Annotated in this window: 24 protein-coding genes; 7 read left to right on the top strand and 17 right to left on the bottom strand. The window is 66.0% G+C overall.

All coding sequences use genetic code 11. The annotated features are described in order from the left end of the window. Position 1: 1 nt before the first annotated feature. The 5 genes from LX81_RS13120 to LX81_RS13100 are packed head-to-tail and all read right to left on the bottom strand — an operon-like array spanning position 2 to position 2,087. Complete coding sequence (locus LX81_RS13120) at positions 2–718, bottom strand: flagellar hook-basal body complex protein (protein WP_111537786.1); 717 nt, start codon at positions 716–718, stop codon at positions 2–4. Position 719: 1 nt separating this feature from the next. Further along, entirely contained in the window at positions 720–986 is a 267-nt protein-coding gene (locus LX81_RS13115; RefSeq protein ID WP_111537785.1) for a flagellar biosynthetic protein FliQ, read from the bottom strand. Between the two features lie 3 nt (positions 987–989). Next, positions 990–1,268, bottom strand: a complete 279-nt coding sequence (gene fliE, locus LX81_RS13110) for a flagellar hook-basal body complex protein FliE (RefSeq protein WP_111537784.1) — start codon at positions 1,266–1,268, stop codon at positions 990–992. Positions 1,269–1,311: 43 nt separating this feature from the next. Then, on the bottom strand, positions 1,312–1,692 hold the full coding sequence (flgC, locus tag LX81_RS13105; protein ID WP_111537783.1) for a flagellar basal body rod protein FlgC: 381 nt from the start codon (positions 1,690–1,692) through the stop codon (positions 1,312–1,314). Positions 1,693–1,703: 11 nt separating this feature from the next. After that, positions 1,704–2,087, bottom strand: coding sequence for a FlgB family protein (locus LX81_RS13100; RefSeq protein WP_111537782.1), 384 nt, complete (start codon positions 2,085–2,087; stop codon positions 1,704–1,706). Between the two features lie 84 nt (positions 2,088–2,171). Here LX81_RS13100 and LX81_RS13095 point away from each other — a divergent pair, with 84 nt between their 5' ends. Then, entirely contained in the window at positions 2,172–3,503 is a 1,332-nt protein-coding gene (locus tag LX81_RS13095) for a FliI/YscN family ATPase (RefSeq protein WP_111537781.1), read from the top strand. Between the two features lie 13 nt (positions 3,504–3,516). Here LX81_RS13095 and LX81_RS13090 read toward each other — a convergent pair whose 3' ends face one another. From LX81_RS13090 to LX81_RS13045, 10 genes are all read right to left on the bottom strand, one after another. Continuing rightward, complete coding sequence (locus LX81_RS13090) at positions 3,517–4,317, bottom strand: DUF1217 domain-containing protein (RefSeq protein WP_111537780.1); 801 nt, start codon at positions 4,315–4,317, stop codon at positions 3,517–3,519. Beyond that, on the bottom strand, positions 4,314–4,748 hold the full coding sequence (gene flbT, locus LX81_RS13085; protein ID WP_111537779.1) for a flagellar biosynthesis repressor FlbT: 435 nt from the start codon (positions 4,746–4,748) through the stop codon (positions 4,314–4,316). The genes LX81_RS13090 and flbT overlap by 4 nt, the downstream gene beginning before the upstream one ends. Then, the gene (gene flaF, locus LX81_RS13080) at positions 4,745–5,110 is read right to left on the bottom strand and encodes a flagellar biosynthesis regulator FlaF (RefSeq protein WP_170133935.1); all 366 of its coding nucleotides are present in this window, start codon (positions 5,108–5,110) and stop codon (positions 4,745–4,747) included. The genes flbT and flaF overlap by 4 nt, the downstream gene beginning before the upstream one ends. Before the next feature lie 101 nt (positions 5,111–5,211). Continuing rightward, a complete protein-coding gene (locus LX81_RS13075; protein ID WP_111537777.1) occupies positions 5,212–6,039 on the bottom strand; it encodes a flagellin N-terminal helical domain-containing protein in 828 nt (275 codons plus the stop codon). 213 nt (positions 6,040–6,252) lie between these two features. Beyond that, the gene (locus tag LX81_RS13070; protein WP_111537776.1) at positions 6,253–6,882 is read right to left on the bottom strand and encodes an ATP-binding cassette domain-containing protein; all 630 of its coding nucleotides are present in this window, start codon (positions 6,880–6,882) and stop codon (positions 6,253–6,255) included. Then, on the bottom strand, positions 6,875–8,515 hold the full coding sequence (locus tag LX81_RS13065; protein WP_111537828.1) for an ABC transporter permease: 1,641 nt from the start codon (positions 8,513–8,515) through the stop codon (positions 6,875–6,877). The genes LX81_RS13070 and LX81_RS13065 overlap by 8 nt, the downstream gene beginning before the upstream one ends. A 49-nt stretch (positions 8,516–8,564) precedes the next feature. After that, positions 8,565–9,758 carry an ABC transporter substrate-binding protein gene (locus LX81_RS13060; protein ID WP_111537775.1) on the bottom strand — a complete coding sequence of 398 codons (1,194 nt, stop codon included), beginning with the start codon at positions 9,756–9,758 and terminating at the stop codon, positions 8,565–8,567. A gap of 1 nt (position 9,759) precedes the next feature. Continuing rightward, the gene (locus LX81_RS13055; protein ID WP_111537774.1) at positions 9,760–10,377 is read right to left on the bottom strand and encodes a CDP-alcohol phosphatidyltransferase family protein; all 618 of its coding nucleotides are present in this window, start codon (positions 10,375–10,377) and stop codon (positions 9,760–9,762) included. A gap of 92 nt (positions 10,378–10,469) precedes the next feature. Further along, positions 10,470–10,811, bottom strand: a complete 342-nt coding sequence (locus LX81_RS13050) for a hypothetical protein (RefSeq protein WP_111537773.1) — start codon at positions 10,809–10,811, stop codon at positions 10,470–10,472. After that, positions 10,801–11,088, bottom strand: a complete 288-nt coding sequence (locus LX81_RS13045) for a rod-binding protein (RefSeq protein ID WP_111537772.1) — start codon at positions 11,086–11,088, stop codon at positions 10,801–10,803. The genes LX81_RS13050 and LX81_RS13045 overlap by 11 nt, the downstream gene beginning before the upstream one ends. A gap of 102 nt (positions 11,089–11,190) precedes the next feature. On the opposite strand from LX81_RS13045, the gene LX81_RS13040 reads away from it, so the two are divergent. Continuing rightward, on the top strand, positions 11,191–12,741 hold the full coding sequence (locus LX81_RS13040; protein ID WP_111537771.1) for a flagellar hook-length control protein FliK: 1,551 nt from the start codon (positions 11,191–11,193) through the stop codon (positions 12,739–12,741). A gap of 9 nt (positions 12,742–12,750) precedes the next feature. After that, positions 12,751–13,431: a flagellar hook capping FlgD N-terminal domain-containing protein gene (locus LX81_RS13035; RefSeq protein ID WP_111537770.1), complete on the top strand. Its 681-nt coding sequence runs from the start codon at positions 12,751–12,753 to the stop codon at positions 13,429–13,431. Here the strand turns inward: LX81_RS13035 and ubiB are convergent. Both ubiB and ubiE read right to left on the bottom strand, forming a co-directional pair. Continuing rightward, the gene (gene ubiB, locus LX81_RS13030) at positions 13,428–14,957 is read right to left on the bottom strand and encodes a 2-polyprenylphenol 6-hydroxylase (protein WP_111537769.1); all 1,530 of its coding nucleotides are present in this window, start codon (positions 14,955–14,957) and stop codon (positions 13,428–13,430) included. The two genes, LX81_RS13035 and ubiB, sit on opposite strands and share 4 nt — an antisense overlap. Positions 14,958–14,963: 6 nt before the next feature. Next, entirely contained in the window at positions 14,964–15,716 is a 753-nt protein-coding gene (gene ubiE, locus LX81_RS13025) for a bifunctional demethylmenaquinone methyltransferase/2-methoxy-6-polyprenyl-1,4-benzoquinol methylase UbiE (RefSeq protein ID WP_111537768.1), read from the bottom strand. Between the two features lie 87 nt (positions 15,717–15,803). On the opposite strand from ubiE, the gene mutM reads away from it, so the two are divergent. The 4 genes from mutM (at position 15,804) to dnaA (ending at position 19,849) form a co-directional block, all read left to right on the top strand. Then, the gene (gene mutM, locus LX81_RS13020; protein WP_111537767.1) at positions 15,804–16,655 is read left to right on the top strand and encodes a bifunctional DNA-formamidopyrimidine glycosylase/DNA-(apurinic or apyrimidinic site) lyase; all 852 of its coding nucleotides are present in this window, start codon (positions 15,804–15,806) and stop codon (positions 16,653–16,655) included. A 63-nt stretch (positions 16,656–16,718) separates the two neighbouring features. After that, positions 16,719–17,495 (top strand): enoyl-CoA hydratase, encoded by a 777-nt coding sequence (locus tag LX81_RS13015; RefSeq protein ID WP_111537766.1) that lies wholly within the window; start codon positions 16,719–16,721, stop codon positions 17,493–17,495. Between the two features lie 167 nt (positions 17,496–17,662). Then, positions 17,663–17,926 carry a 30S ribosomal protein S20 gene (gene rpsT, locus LX81_RS13010; RefSeq protein WP_111537765.1) on the top strand — a complete coding sequence of 88 codons (264 nt, stop codon included), beginning with the start codon at positions 17,663–17,665 and terminating at the stop codon, positions 17,924–17,926. 543 nt (positions 17,927–18,469) lie between these two features. After that, complete coding sequence (gene dnaA / locus LX81_RS13005; RefSeq protein ID WP_111537764.1) at positions 18,470–19,849, top strand: chromosomal replication initiator protein DnaA; 1,380 nt, start codon at positions 18,470–18,472, stop codon at positions 19,847–19,849. Positions 19,850–19,911 lie beyond the last annotated feature (62 nt).

The raw sequence follows: 19,911 nt of genomic DNA, 5'->3' as shown, positions 1-19,911 counted from the left end.
TCTAGCTACCCAGGGTTTTGAGGACGCCGCGAATTCGCTCGTCCTCCTTGTCGAGAAAGCCTTGGCCGAGTTCGTAGGCGCGCTGGACGTCGATCATCCGCGAGATCTCGGCAACGGGATTGACGTTCGACGCTTCGAGAAAGCCCTGCAGCACCACGCCGTTCTCGACGGGCACGGGAGGGGCATCGAGCGTGAAGAGGACACCGTCGCGGCGGGTGGTGTCGGATACCGTCTCCGGCTCCCAGAGGCCGATCTGATTGAGCGGCTGGCCGTCTGCGGACAGGGTTCCGTCCGCGGCGATCGAGATCGCCTCCGCATCGGGCGGTACGAAGACCGGCGCGCCGCCCGCGTCGAGCAGGCGGAAGCCGTCTGCGGTGACGAGATCGCCCTCGGCGTTCGGGGTGAAATTGCCGGCGCGCGTCAGCGCCTCGCCGTCGGGTGTCTCGATGAGGAAGAAGCCCCGCCCCTCGATCGCGAGATCGAAGGTGGCGCCGGTCTGCTCGACGGCGCCCTGCATCTGCGAGGTCATGCGCGCGTTGGAGGTGGCCATCGACAGAGACGGCGCGGTGCCGTCGAGATCCTGGACGTATTCGGAGAAGATCAAGCCTTCCTTGCGGAAGCCGCCCGTCGCCATGTTGGCGATGTTGTTGGCCACCACCTGCATCTCGCGCATCAGGCCCGACTGGCGGGCAAGGGTCGTGTAGCCTGCATTGTCCATTTCAGCCTCCTGCGATCAGCGGGACGATTTCGGTGGTGAAGTACGAGGTCAGCGTGTCGGTCATGAACCCCATCGTCATCCAGAACACGCCGACGATGGCGATGAGCTTCGGCACGAAGGTGAGCGTCATCTCCTGCACCGAGGTCAGCGCCTGGAAGAGGCCCACGACGAGGCCCGCGACAAGCGCCACGGCGAGGATCGGTGTCGATGTGATGACGGCGATCCAGAGCCCCTGGCGAAGCGTGTCGTAGAAGACGATCTCGGTCATGTCTCAGACCGGCATGCGCAGGATTTCCTGGTACGCCTCGACCACCTTGTCACGGACGGTCACGGCGGTTTCGACGGCGAGCTTCGTTTCCGACAGGGCCTGGACGAGGGCTTGCGGATCGGCCTGGCCCGTCATCGCGGCCTTTGCGGTCTCCTCGCCCTTCTGAAGGGTCGACAGGAAGTCCGAGGCGGCCTGGCCTGCGCTCTCGATCGTCGGATCGGGTGCGGTCGCGGGACGCGTGGCAGTGTATCTCTGGGCGGCGAGAGCGGCGTTGATGTCCATTCTGGACCTCCATGTAAAAGAAGTGTCGGCGTTTGTTGCGGTATCAGCGTTTGAGAAGATCGAGCAGGCCCTGGCTCATCTGACGGGCCTGATCGAAGAGCTTGAGGTTGGCTTCATAGCTGCGCTGCGCCTCGCGGGCGTCGGCGATCTCCATGACCATGTCGACGTTCGAGCCGGCGTAATAGCCCATGTCGTCGGCCATCGGATGGGAGGGGTCGTAGACCTGCGGCAGGTCGCGGCGGTCGAGCCGCACGCGGCCGCTTTCGACGCCGCCCGTCTCCATCGCCTCCTTGAAGGGTATCGTCTTGCGGCGATAGCCGGGCGTATCGACGTTGGCGATGTTCTCGGAGACGTGGCGCAAACGCTCCGCCTGGGCCTTCATCCCGCTCGTGGCGATCGAGAAGGTACCGGTGAAATCGGACATGATCGCCTCCCTCAACCGCGGCCGAGCGAGGTGCGCAGCACGTCGCGGGCATTGGCGTAGATGGTGAGTGCCATGTCGTGCTGGCGCCGCACGTCGGCGGCCTGCAGCATCTCGTCCTCGAGAGAGACGGTATTGCCGTTGGGAGAGGCTTCGCTGTCGCGCTTGATCGCATGGGCCGACGATGCGCTGTCCCCGCCTTCCGTGAAATGGCCGGGCCGCGTCGCACGCAGCTCGACGCCGCCGCGATCGAGCGTCGACGCAAAATCTGCGAGGTCGGTGGCATGGTAGCCCGGCGTGTCGGCATTGGCGACGTTGCGCGCGATATGGTTCTGGCGATCCGTCGCATGACGGGCCAGATCGCCGGCTAGGCGGAAAATCCCCATGTTCTCGATCATCAAGCGAATCCTTCGCTGCTGTTCAACGAAGGTTTAAGGGTCATTCGTTTAGAAACGGTTTCGACAATGCAAAGGATCAGAACGATGCCTCCGATCGGATACCGCCAGGTCGAAGCCGCGGTCGAAGCCGCACGCATGAGCCGCCCCCTGGGCCGCGTCGGCGCCGTCGAGGAAGGCGTCGTCCATGTTACGGGCCTCGCCGGGACCGCGGCGGTCGGTGATCTGGTGCGGATGGGAAGCGGTGACGCGCAGATGCGCGGCGAGATCGTGGGGCTCAGGCACGATGCCGCCGTCGTCGTTCCCGACGGTACCCCGGACGGGCTGAAGCTCGGCCTTCCTGTCGCCCATCTGGGTGCCGCGACGCTCGCGCCGGACGACAGCTGGATCGGGCGGGTCGTCGACCCCTATGGCCAGCCCGTCGATGGCCGGCCGCTGCTGCCGGGCCTCACGCCCTCGCCCCTTTCGGCGCGCCCACCCGATGCCACGCGCAGGCGTGCGCTCGGCGCGCGGCTCGAGACAGGGTTCTGCGTCTTCAACACGCTCCTGCCTCTCGTCCGTGGTCAGCGAATCGGGCTTTTCGCCGGTTCGGGCGTCGGCAAGTCGACGCTTCTCGCGGGCCTCGCGCGGAAGGTGGAGGCAGATGTCGTCGTAATCGCGATGGTGGGCGAGCGTGGCCGCGAGGTGCGCGAATTCGTTGACCATGTGCTCGGTCCCGAGGGCATGGCGCGCGCGGTGATCGTCGCGGCTACCTCCGACCAGTCGGCCTCGCTCCGCCGCCGCTGTGCGCCCGCCGCGATGGGGATCGCGGAGCATTTTCGCGAGCAGGGCAAACACGTATTGCTCCTCGCCGATTCGATCACCCGGTTCGCCGACGCCCATCGGGAGATCGCGCTGGCGCGCGGCGAGCCCGCAAGCCTCAGAGGCTATCCGCCCTCGATGTCGGCGCAGATTACCGCGCTCTGCGAGCGGGCCGGGCCCGGCGCGGAGGGATCGGGCGACATCACCGCGATCTTCACCGTGCTCGTCGCGGGATCGGACATGGAGGGGCCGGTCGCCGACACGCTCAGGGGCGTGCTCGACGGTCACGTGGTCCTCGATCGCACGATCGCGGAGCGGGGCAGGTTCCCGGCGATCGACCTTCTGCGCTCCGTCTCCCGCGCGCTGCCCGGGGCCGCGACCACTCAGGAGAACGTGCTGATCGGGGAGGCGCGGCGATTGCTCGGCGCCTACGAGCGGGCCGAGATGATGATCCAGGCGGGACTTTACGCGGCGGGAAGCGACAAGACGGTCGACGCCGCGATCACCGCGTGGCCCAAGATCGACGCGTTCATCGCGCAGACCGAGACGCGCACGACGCGGGAGAGCTTCGTGGCGCTCGCCAGGTGCCTGTCGCGCCGGGGCGAGACGCCGGAATGAGCTGGGCGGCGTCCTAGCCGCCCTGCAGGAGCGTGAGCGCGATGCTGGCTCCGCTGCCCATCTGCGATTGGCCGTCGGCGATCTGCCCGCGCACGAGGAAGAGACGCAAGGCCTCCTTCTGCATGTCGGGATCGGCGAAATCCGTGACATCGGAGGTGCCGAAAACCCGTTCCGCCCGATCGCGAAACTCCGTCAGCTGGCGATCGAGATCGAGCGTGCCGAAGCTCTGCGGCAAACCCAAAGCGGTCTCGAACACCTTGCGAAGCGGCGGTGAGGCCATCACGGAGTACCAGCGCGCGTTGTCGGAGAGCTCGGTTTGATCGTTGATTGTCGCGAGCTCCCGCTCGAAGCTCATCGCGAGGCGCATGTTGCTGTCGCTTTCGCCGACCGCGATCTCGAACTGACGGTCCTGATAGGCATCGGTGATCCGATCCGCGAAGCCCGCGACATCCAGCGAGGGGCCGTTCGCGTCACCGAAGCCGAATGCCTTCGCCATCGCCGAATAGCGCTTGTCAGAGAACTTCGACGCGAGCGATTTGGGGTCTTCGGTGTCGGACGACAGGATCTTCTCGATGAAGTACTTGTTGTTGATATCCTCGTCGAGACCGAAGGCACCGAGCGCCACCTCCAGGAGCTGACGGTCGGCAACGAGTTCCTCGGCCGACGTGATAGAGGCGATCCGGTCCCGGAACGCCTCCACGTTACGCTTGATCAGCGGCGCCTGTTCGAACGCCGCCTGCTGGCTTTCCCGCGTGCGCTGCAGGAACGCGTAGCCGGCCGTGCCGGAGAACGGAACGACGGGTTGGAAGCTCATTGCGCTGCGATCGCGTCCGGCGAAGGCGGACGCTTGGCGATCGAGAGGAGATATTCCTCTCTCGGCAGGAGCTGTCGAAGCGACTTAAGGACATAATAGGGCTGGTTGTCCTCGATCGCCTTGAAGGCGGCGCGCACGATCTTCGTGCTCTCTGGGTCGTTCATCGCCGCGCCGAGCTGCAGGATGCCGGCGCCGAGCTCGGCTCGCGCATCGGCCATGCTGATATCACCCGAAAGGATGAGCTGCGCCGCATAGCAGAGCCGTCTGACGGGCGTATTCGCTTCCCCGGGATGAATCGCGTCGCGCAGGCGCAGAATGTTGGCGCCCGGCGTCACGATGTTGAGACGACCCCGGCGGTTGCCGTTCTCGATGACGGCGCCGTTGATGAGCACGCGCTCGTTCGGGGCGAGTTTCAGAACCAGGCCGGTCATGCCGCGACTCTTTTCGGTGGGCGCAATCCGCGCATGATCGAGGTATTGATTTCGACCAGAACATCGATTCCGTCGCTACCGGCAAGGATCTTGCTGGTTTGCTTACCGGTGAATTGCGCGAGGGACAGGATCTCGGCACGAAGTTGCATCGGCAGCGCGTTCTCCGGGTCGGCGACATCGATCGCCAGAATATTCCAGAGCTGCTTGTTCCGGTGCAATGCCGCGACCTTCTCCGGCATGGTTTGGGCGCTCTTCATGGCGCCGGTAATCTTGGCGAAAGCGTCATACTCGACGTCTTTGGCGGGTTTGAACGTAGCGGTGCTGGGCGCATAGGCCGATTGAGCGAGATGGGATCGGTACACCGGGGGAGTCCTTTTCGAGACGGGCGTGGTCGGGCCACGGCTTTCAATCGGAGATCTGAAATGCCGGAGCGCCCGCTAGGGCGCTCCGAGCTTTCTCAAGATCAGCGGAAGAGGGCCATGATCGCGCCGGGCGCCTGGTTGGCGATCGACAGCGACTGAACGCCGAGCTGCTGCTGCGTCTGCAGCGCCTTCAGCCGGGCGGAGGCTTCTTCCATGTCGGCGTCGACGAGATTGCCGATGCCGGTCTTCATCGCGTCCGTGAGCTTGCCCATGAACTCGTTCTGATCGCTGATCCGCGACTGGGAGGCACCGAGCTTGGCGGCCCCGGCGACGGCGGTATCGATCAGGGTCTCGATGTTGGCGAGCGACGTATCGGCCGCAGCAGGCGTGCTCACATCGATGGTGGTCAGGTCGAGGTTGGCTTCGAAGTCGACGGAAGCGACATCGATCGTCTTTGCCGTCACGGTGCCGTCGGCAGCGCGGTCGAGCGACGAGGTCACGCTGATGCCGGCGTTACCGGCGGTGTTGAGAAGGTTCGCACCGTTGAACTGCGATGCACCGATGATGTCGGTGATCTGGTCCTTCAGCGCGGTGACGTCATCCGCGATCTTGGCATTATCAACATTCTCACCGGTGGCGGAGACGATCTTTTCCTTCATCTCTTTCAGCTTTTCGACGATCTGCTCGGCACCGGCGGAGGCCACGGCCACCGTCGATTCACCCATGGAAAGCGAGTCCTGGATGGACTTGAAGCCGCTGACGTCGGATTCCATCACTTTCGAGATGGCCCAGACCGAAGCGTTGTCCTTGGCGGACGCGACGTCCTTGCCGGTGGAGATGGCACTCTGGGTGTCGGACAGATCGTTGTTGATCGACTTGAGGGTCTGAAGCGCGACCATCGCGCCGTTGTTGGTCAGGATGCTGGTCATGGTAAAATTCCTTACATATCCGTTAGACGCTTTTGCGCCCATTCAGGACCGCCCCGAGTGCGGTCCCATGATGGCCATCCTGACCCGTGTCGCCGCGTTCCTTGCGCTGCGGTGCACCGTTCGTTCTGAACACCTGCTTTCTCGCCTGGAAGCCCTAAGAAGGCTTTAATCGCGAAATGGGAATTCGGTCGAATTTGAGGTAATCCCGACGGATCAACCGAGCTGGATGCGCGCGCCGCCGGCCGCCTTCGCGTCGGCCTCGTCATGGGTGACCATGATCACCGGCAACGCCCTGCGCCGAGCGGTTTCGAAGACCATCGTCCGGGTGCGGTCCCGCCGGTCCGTGTCGAGACCGGAGAACGCCTCGTCGAGGAGCAGCGCGTGCGGGTCCGACAGGAGCATCCGCTGAAGCGCCACGCGCGCGCGCTGGCCGCCCGAGAGCGTCGCCGGGTCCCGCTCCGCGAAACCCTCGAGCCCCACTTCGGCGAGTGCCGCGTCGATCCGGTCGCGCCGTGTCCGACGGCTTCCCCCCCTGAGCCCGAAGCCCAGATTGCCGCCGACGCTCAGATGCGGAAAGAGAAGCGCGTCCTGGAAGAGGATGCCGATCCGGCGCCGATCGGGTGAAAGACATGTGATGTCACGTCCGCCAAGCAGGATTCGGCCTCGCGCCTCGAAAGTGGGCGCGAGCGTTCCGGTGAGATAGGCCAGAAGCGTCGACTTGCCCGCGCCCGAGCGGCCCATGACGGTCAGCACTTCGCCCGGGCCCACTTCGGCGTCGATGCGCAGGAGAGGCTCTCCCGCGAGGTCGATCGCGATTCCGTCGAGCCGCAAGCCGTCAGCCATGAAGCCCCCTTCGGTTGCGCCACAGAAGGGCGGGGAGGCCGATCGCGGCGGCGAAGGGCAAAAGGGCCGCAAGCGTCTGGGCGATGGCAAAGACCCCGATCGTCCGCCTGTCGCCCCCCGAGGCGAGAGCGACGGCTTCCGTCGTCAGCGTGGCCACCCGTCCGCCGCCGATGAGAAGCGAGGGGAGGTACTGTCCCACGCTCACCGCGAGCCCGACCGCGAAGGCGGTCAGTAGCGGGCGCAGGAGCATCGGCAACCGTACCGCGACGAGGACGCGCAGCGGCGAGGCGCCGAGGAGTGCCGCGACGGTCGCCTGTCGCGGATCCCAGGCGCGCCACGGATCGCCGAGCGAGAGGAAGACATAGGGAAGCACGAAGACCAGATGCGCGACGATCACCGGCCCGCGACCGATATCGGCTCCGAGGGTCAGGAGGAGGGTCTGCAATCCGGGCAGGAACGCGGTCTGCGGCACGAGAAGCGGGAGGTAGAGCAGCCATAGTGCCGCCGTGGAGATCGGCCGGCCGCGGCGATGTTCCGCTTCGAGGCAGCCGACGCTCAGGGCGAGGGCGATCCCGGCCGCGGCGAGCGCGATGAGCACCGTTTCGCCCGTCGTGGCCGCGAGCGCGCCCGCCTGACGGCTCCAGCTCCGCGCGGAGAGGCCGTCGGGCAGCAGGTCGGGAAACTGCCAGATCGCCGCGACGGACCAGAGTGCGAGGACCGCGAGCCCCGCCATGATCGACAGCGCGGAGACGGAGGCCGCGCCCAGGCCGACGAGCCGGACGGGTTCGTCGAGATGACGGCGGCCTCCGCCGCCCGCCCAGGCCGTGCCCCACCGCGCGACCGCCGCCTCGCCCAGCCGCCAGAGGCCGAGCGCCGCCACGACGAGCGCGAGTTGCAGAAGCGCCCCGGCGGCGGCCACGGCCCGCATCGCGAGGTCCGGATCGCTCATCCACGCGACGATCTGGACCGACAGGGTGGGCGGCGTCGACGGGCCGAGGATCAGCGCCACGTCGACCACCGACATCGAATAGGCCAGCACGACATAGACCGGAAGCCGGATCTGGGCATAGACCCGCGGGAAGACCGCCTTGAGCCACCCCGTGACACGGCCGTATCCCAGCGCGCCCGCGACCCGCAGGCTCTGTCGCTCGGCGCTCTGTCCCAGCGCGGCCAGTGTCATGAGGAGGAGGAACGGCACCTCCTTCGCGACGAGCCCCGCCACCATCGTGAGCCCCCAGGGATCGCCCACGACGAGGATGTCGGGCGGTCGTTCCCATCCCGTGAGCCACGGCGACGCGGCGCGCGCAACGAGCCCCGACGGCGCCACGAGAAAGGCCAGGCCGAAGGCAGCCGCGGCGTGCGGCACCGAAAGGAGCGGCGAGAGGAGCCGCAGGAACCACGCAAAGACCCGTGTTCCCGACCAGCCGGCAACGATCAGCGTCACGATCACGAGCGAGATCGATGTCGCGGCGAGACCCGTCGTCACGGGGAGCCGGACGGCCGCCGCGAGCCCGGGCCAGTCGAGAAGTCCGTCGAGAGCGACCCTGGACGGCCCGTCGAGCCCCACCGCGGGCAGGTGCCCGAAGGCGGGCAGGATCGTCCCCCAGAGCCCGGCGGCCACCGGGCCTAGCATCGCGAGGATGGTGATCGCCGGCAGGAGCCGCAGGACGGGGCTCACGCGATCAGGGCGTCACGCCGTATCGGCGGACCCACTCCGCCTCGATCGCGTCGGCCCAGCTCGCATGCGGCTCCGGCAGGGCGGTCCCGAGTTCCGCGGGAGAAAGGGTCGCGATCCCCTGGTCGAGATCCTCGAATGCCTGCGCCTCCTCGTCGCTCAGCGCCTCCATGTCGAGCACGGTGCCGTAGCCGAGGACGTCCGGATCCTGCGCGCGCAACTGCACTTCGGGGTCGAGGATTTCGTTCGTCACCACCATCGCCCCGGCGATCGAGCCGGAATTGTACGGAATGGCGAGGAAGCTCGCATTGCCGATCGTGCCTCCCTCGGGGGCGAAGGTGCGAATCGTGTCGGGTAGCTGGAAATTCGCGATCGCGGTCGAGGCTTCGCTCGGCGAGAGGCTCGGGGCGATGTCGATCTCGTCGTCGCTCAGAAGCTGGAACTGCCCGGGGCCGGAGGCGGGATAGGCGCGACCCTGACGCCAGAGATTCGGTGTCAGCGCATCGAGATAGTCCCAGAGGGGCGCGGTCACCTCCTCGAACTGCCCCTCCGCCATCGGTTCCTGCAGCACCGACGGATCATCCGCGAGCGAGGTGAGCACCTGCTTCAGGAACGTGGTGCCGAGAAAATCGGGCGGTTGGGGATAGGTGAAACGTCCTGGATTGGCCTCCGCCCAGTCGAGAAGCGCCTGCATGTCCGCCTGCGGCTCCGCATCGTCGGCATCGTACATGAAGACGAATTGCGCGATCGCCCAGGGGCTTTCGAAGCCTTCGGTCGGCTCGGCGAAGTCGGTGGTCACGATCTGCTCGTCGACAACGAGATCGTAGTTCGGCAACGCCGTGGCGAAAGGTCCGAACAGAAGCTCCGCCTGCTTCATCGCGACGAAGTTCTCCCCGTTGATCCAGATCAGATCCACGGCGCCGTCCGTGTCCCGGCCCGCTTCGCGCTCGCTCAGCACACGGGTCACGGCGTCGGCCGTGTCGGTAAGCTTCACGTGTTCGAGGGTGACGCCATATTCCGCCTCCACCCGATCGCCGAGCCAGGCGAGGAAATCGTTCGTGGCCGTCGATCCGCCCCAGGCGTACCAGTAGACGGTCTGCCCCTCCGCCTCGTCGAGCACGGCTTCCCAATCCGCGGGATCGGGGGCGGCGAGCACCGTTGCGGGCCAGAGCAGGGCGGCGGCGAGAAGTTGGGCCTTCATGTCAGTCCTTTCGGGCGGAGAAGATGCGCCGCGCGGCCATCACGCGCAGCGTGGCGGTGGCAAAGCAGAGCAGCCCGAAGATCCAGGCCGCGGGCGCGAAGATCGAGGGGATGGCGCAGATGAGGACGAAGAAGACGATCGTCTCCGTTCCCTCGAGGATCCCGTTGGAGAAATAGAGCGACTTTTTTCCCTGGGCGCTCGTTTCGAGCCCACGCTTCTCCGCGAGGATCGCGTAGCCGAGAAAGCTCGCGCCGTTGACGTAGAAGCTCGTGAGGAGGAACGCGCCGGAAATCGCGTTCGTGGCTGGATCGGCGATGACGAACGCCAGCGGGATCGCGCCGTAGAAGAGGTAATCGGCGGTGATATCGAGGTAGCCGCCGAAATCCGTCGCCTGCGAGGCGCGCGCGACGGCGCCATCGAGCCCGTCCGCCAGCCGGGACGCGAGCAGCGGGAGGAGCGCGAGCCACGGATGCCCGGCCGCGACGGAAACGGCGGCGAGCAGCCCGAGACCGAGTCCCGCGAGCGTGATCAGGTCGGGGGCGATCCCGCGCTCCGCCAGGCCGCGTCCGATGCGGTCGAGCGGCGGGTCGATGAGTTTGCGGGCCGTGGAATCCAGCACGAGCGTCTCCGTTCCGAAGACGTTCTCCGCGATGGGACGGTGGGGCGCAATCCGGCTCTTCTTTTTGTGACGGATTGCGGCATTTCGCGCAGTCAGGCCCGGCGCTGGACCGTCGAGCGTCCCGTGGTGATATCCTCGCGCGCGCCCTGCGCCGAATAGGTACGCATCGGCGCACCCGCCTTGATGCGCGCGATTCGATCCCGTGCCGCGGCGAGACCGGTCTTCGCTGATTCGAGGAGCGCCTGGTTGCGCCGCGTCGCGTGATCCAATGCCGCGAGGTCGCTCCGGTCGAGCCCTTCGATGTCGAGCTTTCCGGCAAGCGAATCCTTCTTCGGGCCCAACCGGTTCAGCATGTCGAGATCGCCACGCCTGAGCGCTGCGCGTTCGGCCTCGAGGAGCGCAAGGAAACGCTTCAGTATGGGATCATTCGGCACGGGCGGACCTTTCGAGGGCGGAGAAAATTTGCTCGGCAAGCCCGATTCCACCGGCGGCGACCATGCTCTCGGCCTGCCGCTCGCGCAGCATCGACGCGAACTGATCCTCCCCGGCACCGCCCGAGAAGGCACCTTCGCGCGCCTCAAGTCCCGCACCCTTCAGCATCTCCGACAGGAATTGCGTCTCGAGCGCTTCCGCCGCCGCGCGGAGGCCCTCGAGGTCGGGCTTCTTCGCGGAATTGGGAGTAAGCGGCTTCGCGATCGGATCGGGAATCATGGCGTGCTCCGTTTCGAGGACACGTGAAATAAACGGGTCCCGGGTAAAGGAACGGTAACCAAATCCCGTCATCTTGACCGCGTTGCGAAGAGAGGCATTGCCATGCAGCCCGTCGAGATACTGAGCCGCCCCTTGGGGCCGAGCCGTCAAGTCCCGCAGGATGGACCGCGCACGCCGGCAGATCCGGGCGGTTTCGCCCGTGCGCTCGATCGTCTCGACGCCCGTGCAGGGCGCGACGAGACGCACGAGGAAGCACCGGCCGAGGCGACCGATGTCGCGGAGATAGAGGCAGACGAAGCCGAAGCGACTGCGCCGGCCGAAAATATCTCTGAAACCGACCTTGAGACCGAGGAGGCCGTGTCGCTCGAATTCGCGGCCGAACTTGAGGCTTACGAAGACGTCGAACGCGAAATCAGTGCGGCGAACACCTCGGACGAGACAGTCGATCAGGGTGAAGCAACTGATAAGGAAAGTGCGGACGACGCAGCAAATCCGACGGCCGCGATCGACGAGGGCGAATCGGAGGAGGCGGCGGAGATCGCCGGCCATGAGCGCTCGGAGGAGGCAGACGCCCTCGAGATCGAAGCCGTCGGCACGGGCGTCGCGAACGACGCGGACGACATGGCCATACAGGCAATCATGGCCAATGGGTCCGATACTCTCGAAACCGACGAGGGCGACGCGACCGCGGCCGTCGCGGAGGAGATCGCGATGCGACGCGATCGAGAGGCCATAGGCTCTGCCACGCCCATATCCGAATCAGAAGGTGCGGAGCTCGTTCCGGGCGATCCAGACGAACTGCGATTGGATTTTCGGGGTGCGGAGAGCCGTCCATCCGAGCGAAGCGGGGATCCGATCCCCGGCCAGGCGGAAGGCGTTCGGGCGACATCGGGACGCGCCCCTGCCGAGCAGACCCTTGCCGCTGCCTTCGCCCGGCCGGCGATGCCGCAAAACCCGGAAAAACCGGTCAGGGAAGAGATCGTCTTCCGCGCCATCGCCGCACGTGAAGAGGGGAAGGGCGCGGACGATCCTGCGCGAATCCAGCCTGCCGCTCCCGACATGCCGAAAGGTGCAGTCGCGCAGACATTCCCCGGCGGCGCTTCCTTTATGCCGATGCCGAGTGCATTCACTGCCTTCGGGCCCGCCGAGAAGATCGAGAGCGGTGCGGGGCGAAGCTTCGGTGAACAGATCGCCGCGGCGGCGTCCGTCGTGCCCGGTCCCGCGCCGAGCGCCACCGCCACGACTGTCCTGACACAGGCATTCGCCCCACCGCCGCCGTCCCGGCAGATCGCCGAGGCCGCGCGCAGCCTGAAGGAGGGGTCGCTCGAGATCACACTTTCGCCCCGTGAGCTCGGAACCGTGCGCATGACGCTGTCTCCGACGGAGACGGGCCACGCGATCGTCCTCCAGGTCGAGCGGGACGAGACGCTCAACCTGCTGCGCCGTCACGCCGCCGAATTGCAGGAAGCGTTCCGGCAGATGGATCTCGGCACGCTCGACATTTCCTTCGGCGGGCGCGACGGCCGCGGAGCGTCCTCCGAGACGTCGCAGGACCCCGGATTCGCCCCGACCTCGGACCTGCCGGAGGCGGACCGCCGTCCGGACGCCAGGCCGATGAACCTCGTCAAAGATCGCCTCGACCTCAGATTGTAGGACTGCCGCATGGACATGCCGAGCGTTACCACGCCCACCGTCAAGACGCCCTCCACGACCGCCGCCGACGATGCCGCGACGGCCTCGACGAAGATCAGTTCCGATTTCAATACGTTCCTGACGATGCTCACGACTCAGATCCAGAACCAGGACCCGCTAAAGCCGATGAACGCAGAGGAATTCGCGGTCCAGCTCGCGACTTTCTCCAATGTCGAGCAACAGGTTCGCGGAAACCAGCTGCTCGAGCAGATGGTCGCGCAATCGGGTGGCGGCGATCTGAGCAGCCTCTCGGGCTGGATCGGTCGCGAGGCGCGGGCCACGATGCCGGCCATGTTCTCCGGCGCTCCCATCACCCTCGATCCGGAGAGCCCGATCGCGGGCAGCACGCATCATCTGGTGGTTCGGGACCGCGCGGGGACGGAGATTCACCGCCAGTCGATCTCCGCGAACGGCGAGCCCGTGACATGGACCGGCATGGTGAAGGGCGGCAAGCTCGCACAGTCCGGCGTCTACGATTTTAGCGTCGAGAGCTTCGAGGGACAGAACCTCGTCGCGACCGAGCCGGTCAAGACCTATGCCCGCGTTTCCGAGGTGCGTTCGTCGCCCGACGGCGCGACACTGGTCTTCGCGGGCGGGGTGGAGATCCCCGCAACCGACGTCAGCGCCGTGCGCGAGGCTTCGGCGGGCTAAAAGCTGCTTGCGACGAGGATGATGAGGGCGGCGCTCACTGCGCCGGCCCAGCCGGAAAGCGCCAGAAGCGGCCAGAGCGGCGGCAATTTCGCATTCCTCGGTTCCGATTCGCGCATGAGCGCGGCCTCGGCCAGATGCGGCAGTTTCGGGCCAAAACGGGAGAGCACCCGCGCGGTGCGGGTCATGTCGCGAATGAGCGCCTTCGGACCGATATTCTCCTTGATGTAATCTTCCACGATCGGCTGCGCAACGCTCCAGATGTTGATCTGCGGGTGGAGCGACCGCGACACGCCCTCGACGACGACCATCGTGCGCTGCAGCAGGATGAGCTCCGTTCGCGTCTCCATCCCGAACCGCTCCGTCACCTCGAAGAGGTAATTCAGCAGCCGCCCCATGGAGATATGCGTGGCGTCCATCCCGAAGATCGGCTCGCCTACGGCCCTGAGCGCCCGGGCGAACTCGTCCACGTCGCGGTCTGCGGGCACGTAGCCGGCCTCGAAATGGACTTCGGCCACGCGGCGATAATCCTTGCGGATGAAGCCGAAGAGGATCTCCGCGTAGACCCGGCGCGTATATTCGTCGAGCCGCCCCATGATCCCGAAATCGAGCGCGATCACGTCGCCGTTGCGCGCGATCTTCAGGTTTCCCTGATGCATGTCGGCGTGGAAGAACCCGTCGCGGAGCGCATGGCGCAGGAAGAGCGTCAGCACCCTCTCTCCCAGCGCCTTCCTGTCGTGCCCGGCGGCCTCGATCGCGGGAATGTCGTTGGCCGGGATCCCCTCGGCCCAATCGAGCGTCATCACCCGGCGCGAGGAGAGGAACCATTCGGAGCGGGGAACGCGGAACCCCTCGTCCCGCTCCGTATTGGCCGCGAATTCCGCACTCGAAGAGGTTTCCATCCTGAGATCGAGCTCGCCCAGCACGACGCCCTCGAAATGTTTGATGACCTCGAGCGGGCGTAGCCGCCGCGCCGCGGGATGCAGCATGTCGATGAGCCGCGCGGCGAGATAGAAGGCGTCGACATCCTTGCGGAAGGCCCGCTCGATCCCGGGCCGGAGGACCTTGACCGCGACATCGCCCCCGGTCTGGCGCAGCGTCGCGCGGTGGACCTGCGCGATGGAGGCCGCGGCGACGGGCTCGGAGAAGCTGGAGAAGACGTCGTCCACGTCGATCTCAAGCTCTTTCTTGATCGTGGCGATCGCCACCTCGCGTGAGAAGGGCGGAAGCTTGTCCTGCAGCACGCTCAATTGCGCGGCGAGCTCGTCTCCCACGACGTCGGGACGTGTCGACAGGACCTGCCCGAACTTGATGTAGGCAGGACCCAATGCCGAGAGCGCCCGTGTCGCTGGCGGCTGGCTCTCGTCGCCCTTGTAGCCCAGCCACTTGAAGGGCCAACCGAGAGCGCGGGCGGCGAGCCTCAGCGACGGCGGCGCATCGAACGCGTCGAGCACGAGCGTCATGGCACCCGTCCGCTCGAGCGTCGCACCCGTCCGCACCAGCCGCCAGATGTTGTGCGGTCCGCGCATCTCCCGTCAGAGCTTCCAGCCGGAATGCAGCGCGGCGATTCCCATCGAGAGATTGCGGTACCGGACCTGGTCGAACCCCGCATCCGCAATCATACCCGCGAAACTTTCCTGGTCGGGGAAACGCCGGATCGATTCGACGAGATACTGGTAGGACGCGCGATCCTTCGCGATCACCTGTCCCATGCGGGGGATCACGTTGAAGGAGTAGAGATCGTACATCCGCTGCATCAGATCGTTGGGGATCTGGGAGAATTCGAGGACCATCAGCCGCCCGCCGGGCTTCAGCACGCGGTAGGCTTCCGAAAGCGCGTCGCCGATCCGGGTAACGTTCCGAATTCCGAAGCTGATTGTGTACGTGTCGAAGCTGCGATCGGCGAAGGGCAGGGCCATCGCGTCGCCGACGATCCAGTCGAGCTGTCCCGCGAGACGCTCGGCCTCCGCGCGCTTGCGTCCCGCTACGAGCATCGGCTCCGTCAGATCGAGGACGGTCGCCTGGGCCGTGGGCGCGCGCTTGAGGAAGCGGAACGCGATATCGCCCGTCCCGCCCGCGACATCGAGGAGGCGCTGGCCCGGACGCGGCGCCAGCCAGTCCATCATCGCGTCCTTCCAGAGGCGGTGGATACCGCCCGACATCACGTCGTTCATGATGTCGTAGCGCGAGGCCACGGAGGAGAAGACGCCGTGGACGCGCCCCGCCTTCTCCGCCTCGGGGACGGTCTCGTAGCCGAAATGCGTGGTGAGATCGTCGCGGTCTGCCATTGGGCTTGCGGTCCTCTTCGCTCGCCCTTCCTTATAGGGTTCGGGCCGGGCGATACAATGCGCGGCCCCGTGAAGGAGCAATCAGAAATGCCCGAATTGCCGGAGGTCGAGACGGTTCGTCGCGGATTGGCGCCGGTTCTCGATAGCCGTCGCATCGTTCGCGCCGAGGTGAACCGGCCTGACCTGCGCTGGCCCTTTCCCGCGCGGATGGGCGAACGGCTGACCGGAGCGGGGGTGATCCATCTCGGGCGGCGGTCGAAATACCTGCTCGCCACGCTCGATACCGGGGAGACGCTCATCGTCCATCTCGGCATGTCGGGACGGATGCAGGTCGACCACGTGCCTACCGCGACCTTCCACCGCGACCCCGAGCCGACGGCGAAGCACGACCACGTCGTCCTCTGGACCGATGCGGGCGCGCGCATCACCTTCAACGATCCCCGCCGCTTCGGCGCGATGGATCTAGTGGCGACCGCCGCGCTCGACGATCACTGGCTCCTCGCAAAACTCGGGCCGGAGCCGCTCGGCAACGCGTTCGACGAATCCTATCTCGTCGCGGCGTTCCGCGGGCGACGCAGTCCGGTGAAGGCGGCGCTCCTTGACCAGCGGATCGTCGCGGGCCTCGGCAACATCTACGTCTGCGAGGCGCTCCACCGGGCGCGGATTTCTCCGCGCCGGCAGGCCGGACGGATCGCTGCGCCACGGGTCGCGGCGCTCGTCCCCGTGATCCGCAAGACGCTCGAGGACGCGATCGCGGCCGGCGGCTCGTCGCTGAGGGATTACCGCCAGGCCGACGGCGCGATGGGATACTTCCAGCATACGTTCCGCGTTTACGACCGGGAGGGAGCGGATTGTCCGACCGAAGGTTGCGCCGGGACTGTGCGGCGGATCGTTCAATCGGGACGATCGACCTTCCACTGCCCGGTCTGTCAAAGATAGTTCAAATGCCCATCCAACGCTGTTAAGGCTTCGGTTCTGTCGCCAACAGCGAAAGCGGATTACATGGCTTTCAAGACCATCACAGTCGACGTGGACGACCACGTTTGCCTGATCCGGCTGAACCGCCCGGATGCCCTCAACGCCCTCAACACGGCGATGCTGCGGGAACTCGCGCAGGCGGTGGACGAGGCGGAGCGCAACGAGCGTGTCCGCTGTCTCGTCCTCGCGGGCTCCGAGAAGGCGTTCGCTGCCGGGGCCGACGTCAAGGAGATGTCGGAGAAAAGCTTCGTCGACGTCTTCACGGAGGACCTCTTCGGCCGGGAGGCGCACGCGCTCGAGCGCTGTCGCAAGCCGATCATCGCCGCCGTCGCGGGCTACGCGCTCGGCGGTGGCTGCGAACTTGCCATGATGTGCGACTTCATCATCGCCGCCGATACCGCCAAGTTCGGGCAACCCGAGATCAATCTCGGTGTCGTGGCGGGCCTTGGCGGTACGCAGCGGCTCACCCGTTTCGTCGGCAAGTCGAAGGCCATGGAGATGCATCTCACCGGGCGGTTCATGGATGCCGAGGAGGCGGAGCGGTCGGGCCTCGTCAGCCGCGTCGTTCCCGCCAAGAAGCTGATGGAGGAGGTCATGACCGCTGCACAGAAGATCACCGAGAAATCGGCGGTCGCGGTGATGGCGGTCAAGGAATCGGTCAATCGCAGCTACGAGACCACGCTTTCCGAAGGCGTCCTGCACGAGCGTCGGCTCTTCCAGGCGATGTTCGCCACGGAGGACCAGGCGGAAGGGATGGGCGCGTTCGTCGACAAACGCGAGGCGCAGTTCCGCGACCGGTGAGGATGCCGGAAGCAGATTTTCCTTCACATTCGGCGCCGCGCGCGATATTGGCGCGGCCTACATGCGCGTGAGGCCCGCTTCGGCCGGATGATCCTGGATTCGGTCTGGGGGCGGTGGTCCGCGTGCGACCCGATATTGCTGTCAACGTACCGAGAAAGGCTCGACCCATGGCCAATACGCCGCAATCCAAAAAGCGCGCCCGTCAGAACGAACGGCGTTTCCAGATCAACAAGGCGCGCCGGTCCCGCATCCGCACCTTCCTGCGCCGTGTCGAGGAAGCGATCGCGTCCGGCGACAAGTCCGCTGCCGGCGATGCGCTGAAAGCCGCTCAGCCCGAACTGATGCGTGGCGTCTCGAAGGGCGTCTTTCACAAGAACACCGCTTCGCGGAAAATTTCCCGGCTTGCGAGCCGTGTGAACGCGCTCGGCTGAGCGCCACTATCGCGCGAACTGCGACTTGAAGAGCACGCCCAAAGGTCGTGCTCTTTTCTGTTTCTGAAACCGTCGATGGGGGTTTGTCGCAGTTCCAGAGGCTTACGAGATTCGACGGTCGAAATCGCCAGTGTCAACGCGATTGATCGGTTGCGCGGCTCCGAAACCCCTTGCTACCTTGGCGTTGCGATTCACGACCTGGGGGGGCATGAGGCGATCGAGAGCGGCGACCCGGCGCGCAACAGCAAGAAAAAGCGCGACGAGATAGACCGACTTTCAGCCTGGATCACATACGGCAACATCCGTATCGAGATCCGACCCGGCTTCCGGGCATGTCCGATTCATCTTGCGAGATCCGCGATCCGCTCAGCCCGGCTGCCACTCGGGTTGGATTGCGACGTCTTGCCCGATGCGCCGGCCCGGCGCCGCCTTCCGATTCCGATCGGGAGACCGGTAGCTGTTTGTCCGGACCTCCCACGTCCTGATCGTATCGAGGCGCGTCGGCAGACGCCCGGGGCAGTATGGACGAGAGGCGAGAGGCGAATGACACGGGATTCCTGGCGGGCTGCCCAGCAGCGACTGAAGCTGAAGGTCGGGCACAACAACTTCGTCACCTGGATCGAGCCGCTCGAATTCGCCGATCTGCGCGACGGCATCCTGACCTTTCGCGTCCATTCGAGCTTCATGGGTGATTGGGTCGAGCGCTATTACGGCGATCACATCCTGACGGAGGTGACGTCGGGCGGCGCGACCGTGCGGCGCCTCGCTTTCGTGGTCGACCGGGGTGCGGCCGCCAACGACACGGCCCCGGCGGACGTGGTCCCTCCGCCGGCACGGGCCGCGGTGTCCGAGACGGCCCCCGATGCCCAACGGGAACCGCTGGGCGGCTGCGATCTGGACGAGTTCTGCACCTTCGACACTTTCGTCGTTGGCAAGCCCAACGAGTTGGCCCACGCCGCCGCCCGCCGCGTGGCGGAGGGGATGGCGATCGCGTTCAACCCGCTCTTCCTCTATGGCGGGACGGGCCTCGGCAAGACGCACCTGATGCACGCCATCGCGTGGGAGCTGCAGGCGCGGGAGCCGGATGCGCGCGTGCTCTACCTCTCCGCCGAGCAATTCATGTACCGCTTCATTCAGGCGCTCCGCGACCGGCAGATGATCGACTTCAAGCATCTCTTCCGTTCCGTCGACGTGCTGATGGTCGACGACGTTCAGTTCATCGCCGGCAAGGACAGCACGCAGGAGGAGTTTTTCCACACGTTCAACGCCCTCGTGGAGCAGAAGAAGCAGATCATCATCTCCGCCGATTGCGCACCGGGCGAAATCCAGGGGCTGGAGAGCCGAATCGTTAGCCGCCTCAATTCCGGCCTCGTGGTGGACGTGCACCCGACCTCCTACGAGCTCCGTCTCGGCATTCTGCAACGCAAGGTGGAAGTCTACGCTCCGATCTATGGCGACGTGGTGATCGGTGACGGCGTGCTCGAGCTGCTCGCGCACCGAGTGACGAAGAACGTGCGCGAGATGGAGGGCGCGCTGAAGCGCCTTTACGCCTTCGGCTCGCTCATCGGGCGCGAGGTCGATCTCGCCGCGGCGGAGGAATGTCTCCGCGACATCCTGCGCATCAACGACCGCAAGACGACGATCGACCAGATCCAGCGCTCCACCGCGGACCATTACAACATTCGCCTGAGCGAACTTCTCGGTCCGCGCCGCAGCCGGGTCTTCGCGCGTCCGCGGCAGGTGGCGATGTACCTCGCCAAAGAGATGACCGATCGCTCCCTGCCCGAGATCGCGCGGCGTTTCGGCAACCGCGACCACACGACGATCATGCACGGGATCAAGCGAATCGAGGAGTTGCGGCTCTCCGATCCGCAGATCGCCGAGGACATCGACATGCTGCGCCGTTCGCTGCGGCCGATCTGATCGCGCCGCTGCCCGGCGATCGGCGGTCGGGCGACGAAACCGGTTGCGTAGGTGCAAAAAGC

Source organism: Palleronia aestuarii (genome assembly GCF_003253995.1).
In the GTDB taxonomy this organism is placed as follows: Bacteria; Pseudomonadota; Alphaproteobacteria; order Rhodobacterales; family Rhodobacteraceae; genus Palleronia; species Palleronia aestuarii.
Note: the sequence above shows the minus strand (reverse complement) of the source record. Positions and strands in the feature narration are given on the sequence as shown.

Bases quoted from the DNA above. Each gene is read 5' to 3' on its own strand.
- flgC (WP_111537783.1), bottom strand. From the start codon at position 1,692: ATGTCCGATTTCACCGGTACCTTCTCGATCGCCACGAGCGGGATGAAG.
- LX81_RS13015 (WP_111537766.1), top strand. From the start codon at position 16,719: ATGGCTTTCAAGACCATCACAGTCGACGTGGACGACCACGTTTGCCTG.
- LX81_RS13090 (WP_111537780.1), bottom strand. From the start codon at position 4,317: ATGAGCTTCCAACCCGTCGTTCCGTTCTCCGGCACGGCCGGCTACGCG.
- LX81_RS13060 (WP_111537775.1), bottom strand. From the start codon at position 9,758: ATGAAGGCCCAACTTCTCGCCGCCGCCCTGCTCTGGCCCGCAACGGTG.
- rpsT (WP_111537765.1), top strand. From the start codon at position 17,663: ATGGCCAATACGCCGCAATCCAAAAAGCGCGCCCGTCAGAACGAACGG.
- LX81_RS13120 (WP_111537786.1), bottom strand. From the start codon at position 718: ATGGACAATGCAGGCTACACGACCCTTGCCCGCCAGTCGGGCCTGATG.
- LX81_RS13035 (WP_111537770.1), top strand. From the start codon at position 12,751: ATGGACATGCCGAGCGTTACCACGCCCACCGTCAAGACGCCCTCCACG.
- flbT (WP_111537779.1), bottom strand. From the start codon at position 4,748: ATGACCGGCCTGGTTCTGAAACTCGCCCCGAACGAGCGCGTGCTCATC.
- LX81_RS13045 (WP_111537772.1), bottom strand. From the start codon at position 11,088: ATGATTCCCGATCCGATCGCGAAGCCGCTTACTCCCAATTCCGCGAAG.
- dnaA (WP_111537764.1), top strand. From the start codon at position 18,470: ATGACACGGGATTCCTGGCGGGCTGCCCAGCAGCGACTGAAGCTGAAG.
- LX81_RS13075 (WP_111537777.1), bottom strand. From the start codon at position 6,039: ATGACCAGCATCCTGACCAACAACGGCGCGATGGTCGCGCTTCAGACC.
- ubiB (WP_111537769.1), bottom strand. From the start codon at position 14,957: ATGCGCGGACCGCACAACATCTGGCGGCTGGTGCGGACGGGTGCGACG.
- LX81_RS13100 (WP_111537782.1), bottom strand. From the start codon at position 2,087: ATGATCGAGAACATGGGGATTTTCCGCCTAGCCGGCGATCTGGCCCGT.
- LX81_RS13070 (WP_111537776.1), bottom strand. From the start codon at position 6,882: ATGGCTGACGGCTTGCGGCTCGACGGAATCGCGATCGACCTCGCGGGA.
- LX81_RS13065 (WP_111537828.1), bottom strand. From the start codon at position 8,515: ATGCTAGGCCCGGTGGCCGCCGGGCTCTGGGGGACGATCCTGCCCGCC.
- fliE (WP_111537784.1), bottom strand. From the start codon at position 1,268: ATGGACATCAACGCCGCTCTCGCCGCCCAGAGATACACTGCCACGCGT.
- LX81_RS13115 (WP_111537785.1), bottom strand. From the start codon at position 986: ATGACCGAGATCGTCTTCTACGACACGCTTCGCCAGGGGCTCTGGATC.
- LX81_RS13040 (WP_111537771.1), top strand. From the start codon at position 11,191: ATGCAGCCCGTCGAGATACTGAGCCGCCCCTTGGGGCCGAGCCGTCAA.
- LX81_RS13095 (WP_111537781.1), top strand. From the start codon at position 2,172: ATGCCTCCGATCGGATACCGCCAGGTCGAAGCCGCGGTCGAAGCCGCA.
- mutM (WP_111537767.1), top strand. From the start codon at position 15,804: ATGCCCGAATTGCCGGAGGTCGAGACGGTTCGTCGCGGATTGGCGCCG.
- ubiE (WP_111537768.1), bottom strand. From the start codon at position 15,716: ATGGCAGACCGCGACGATCTCACCACGCATTTCGGCTACGAGACCGTC.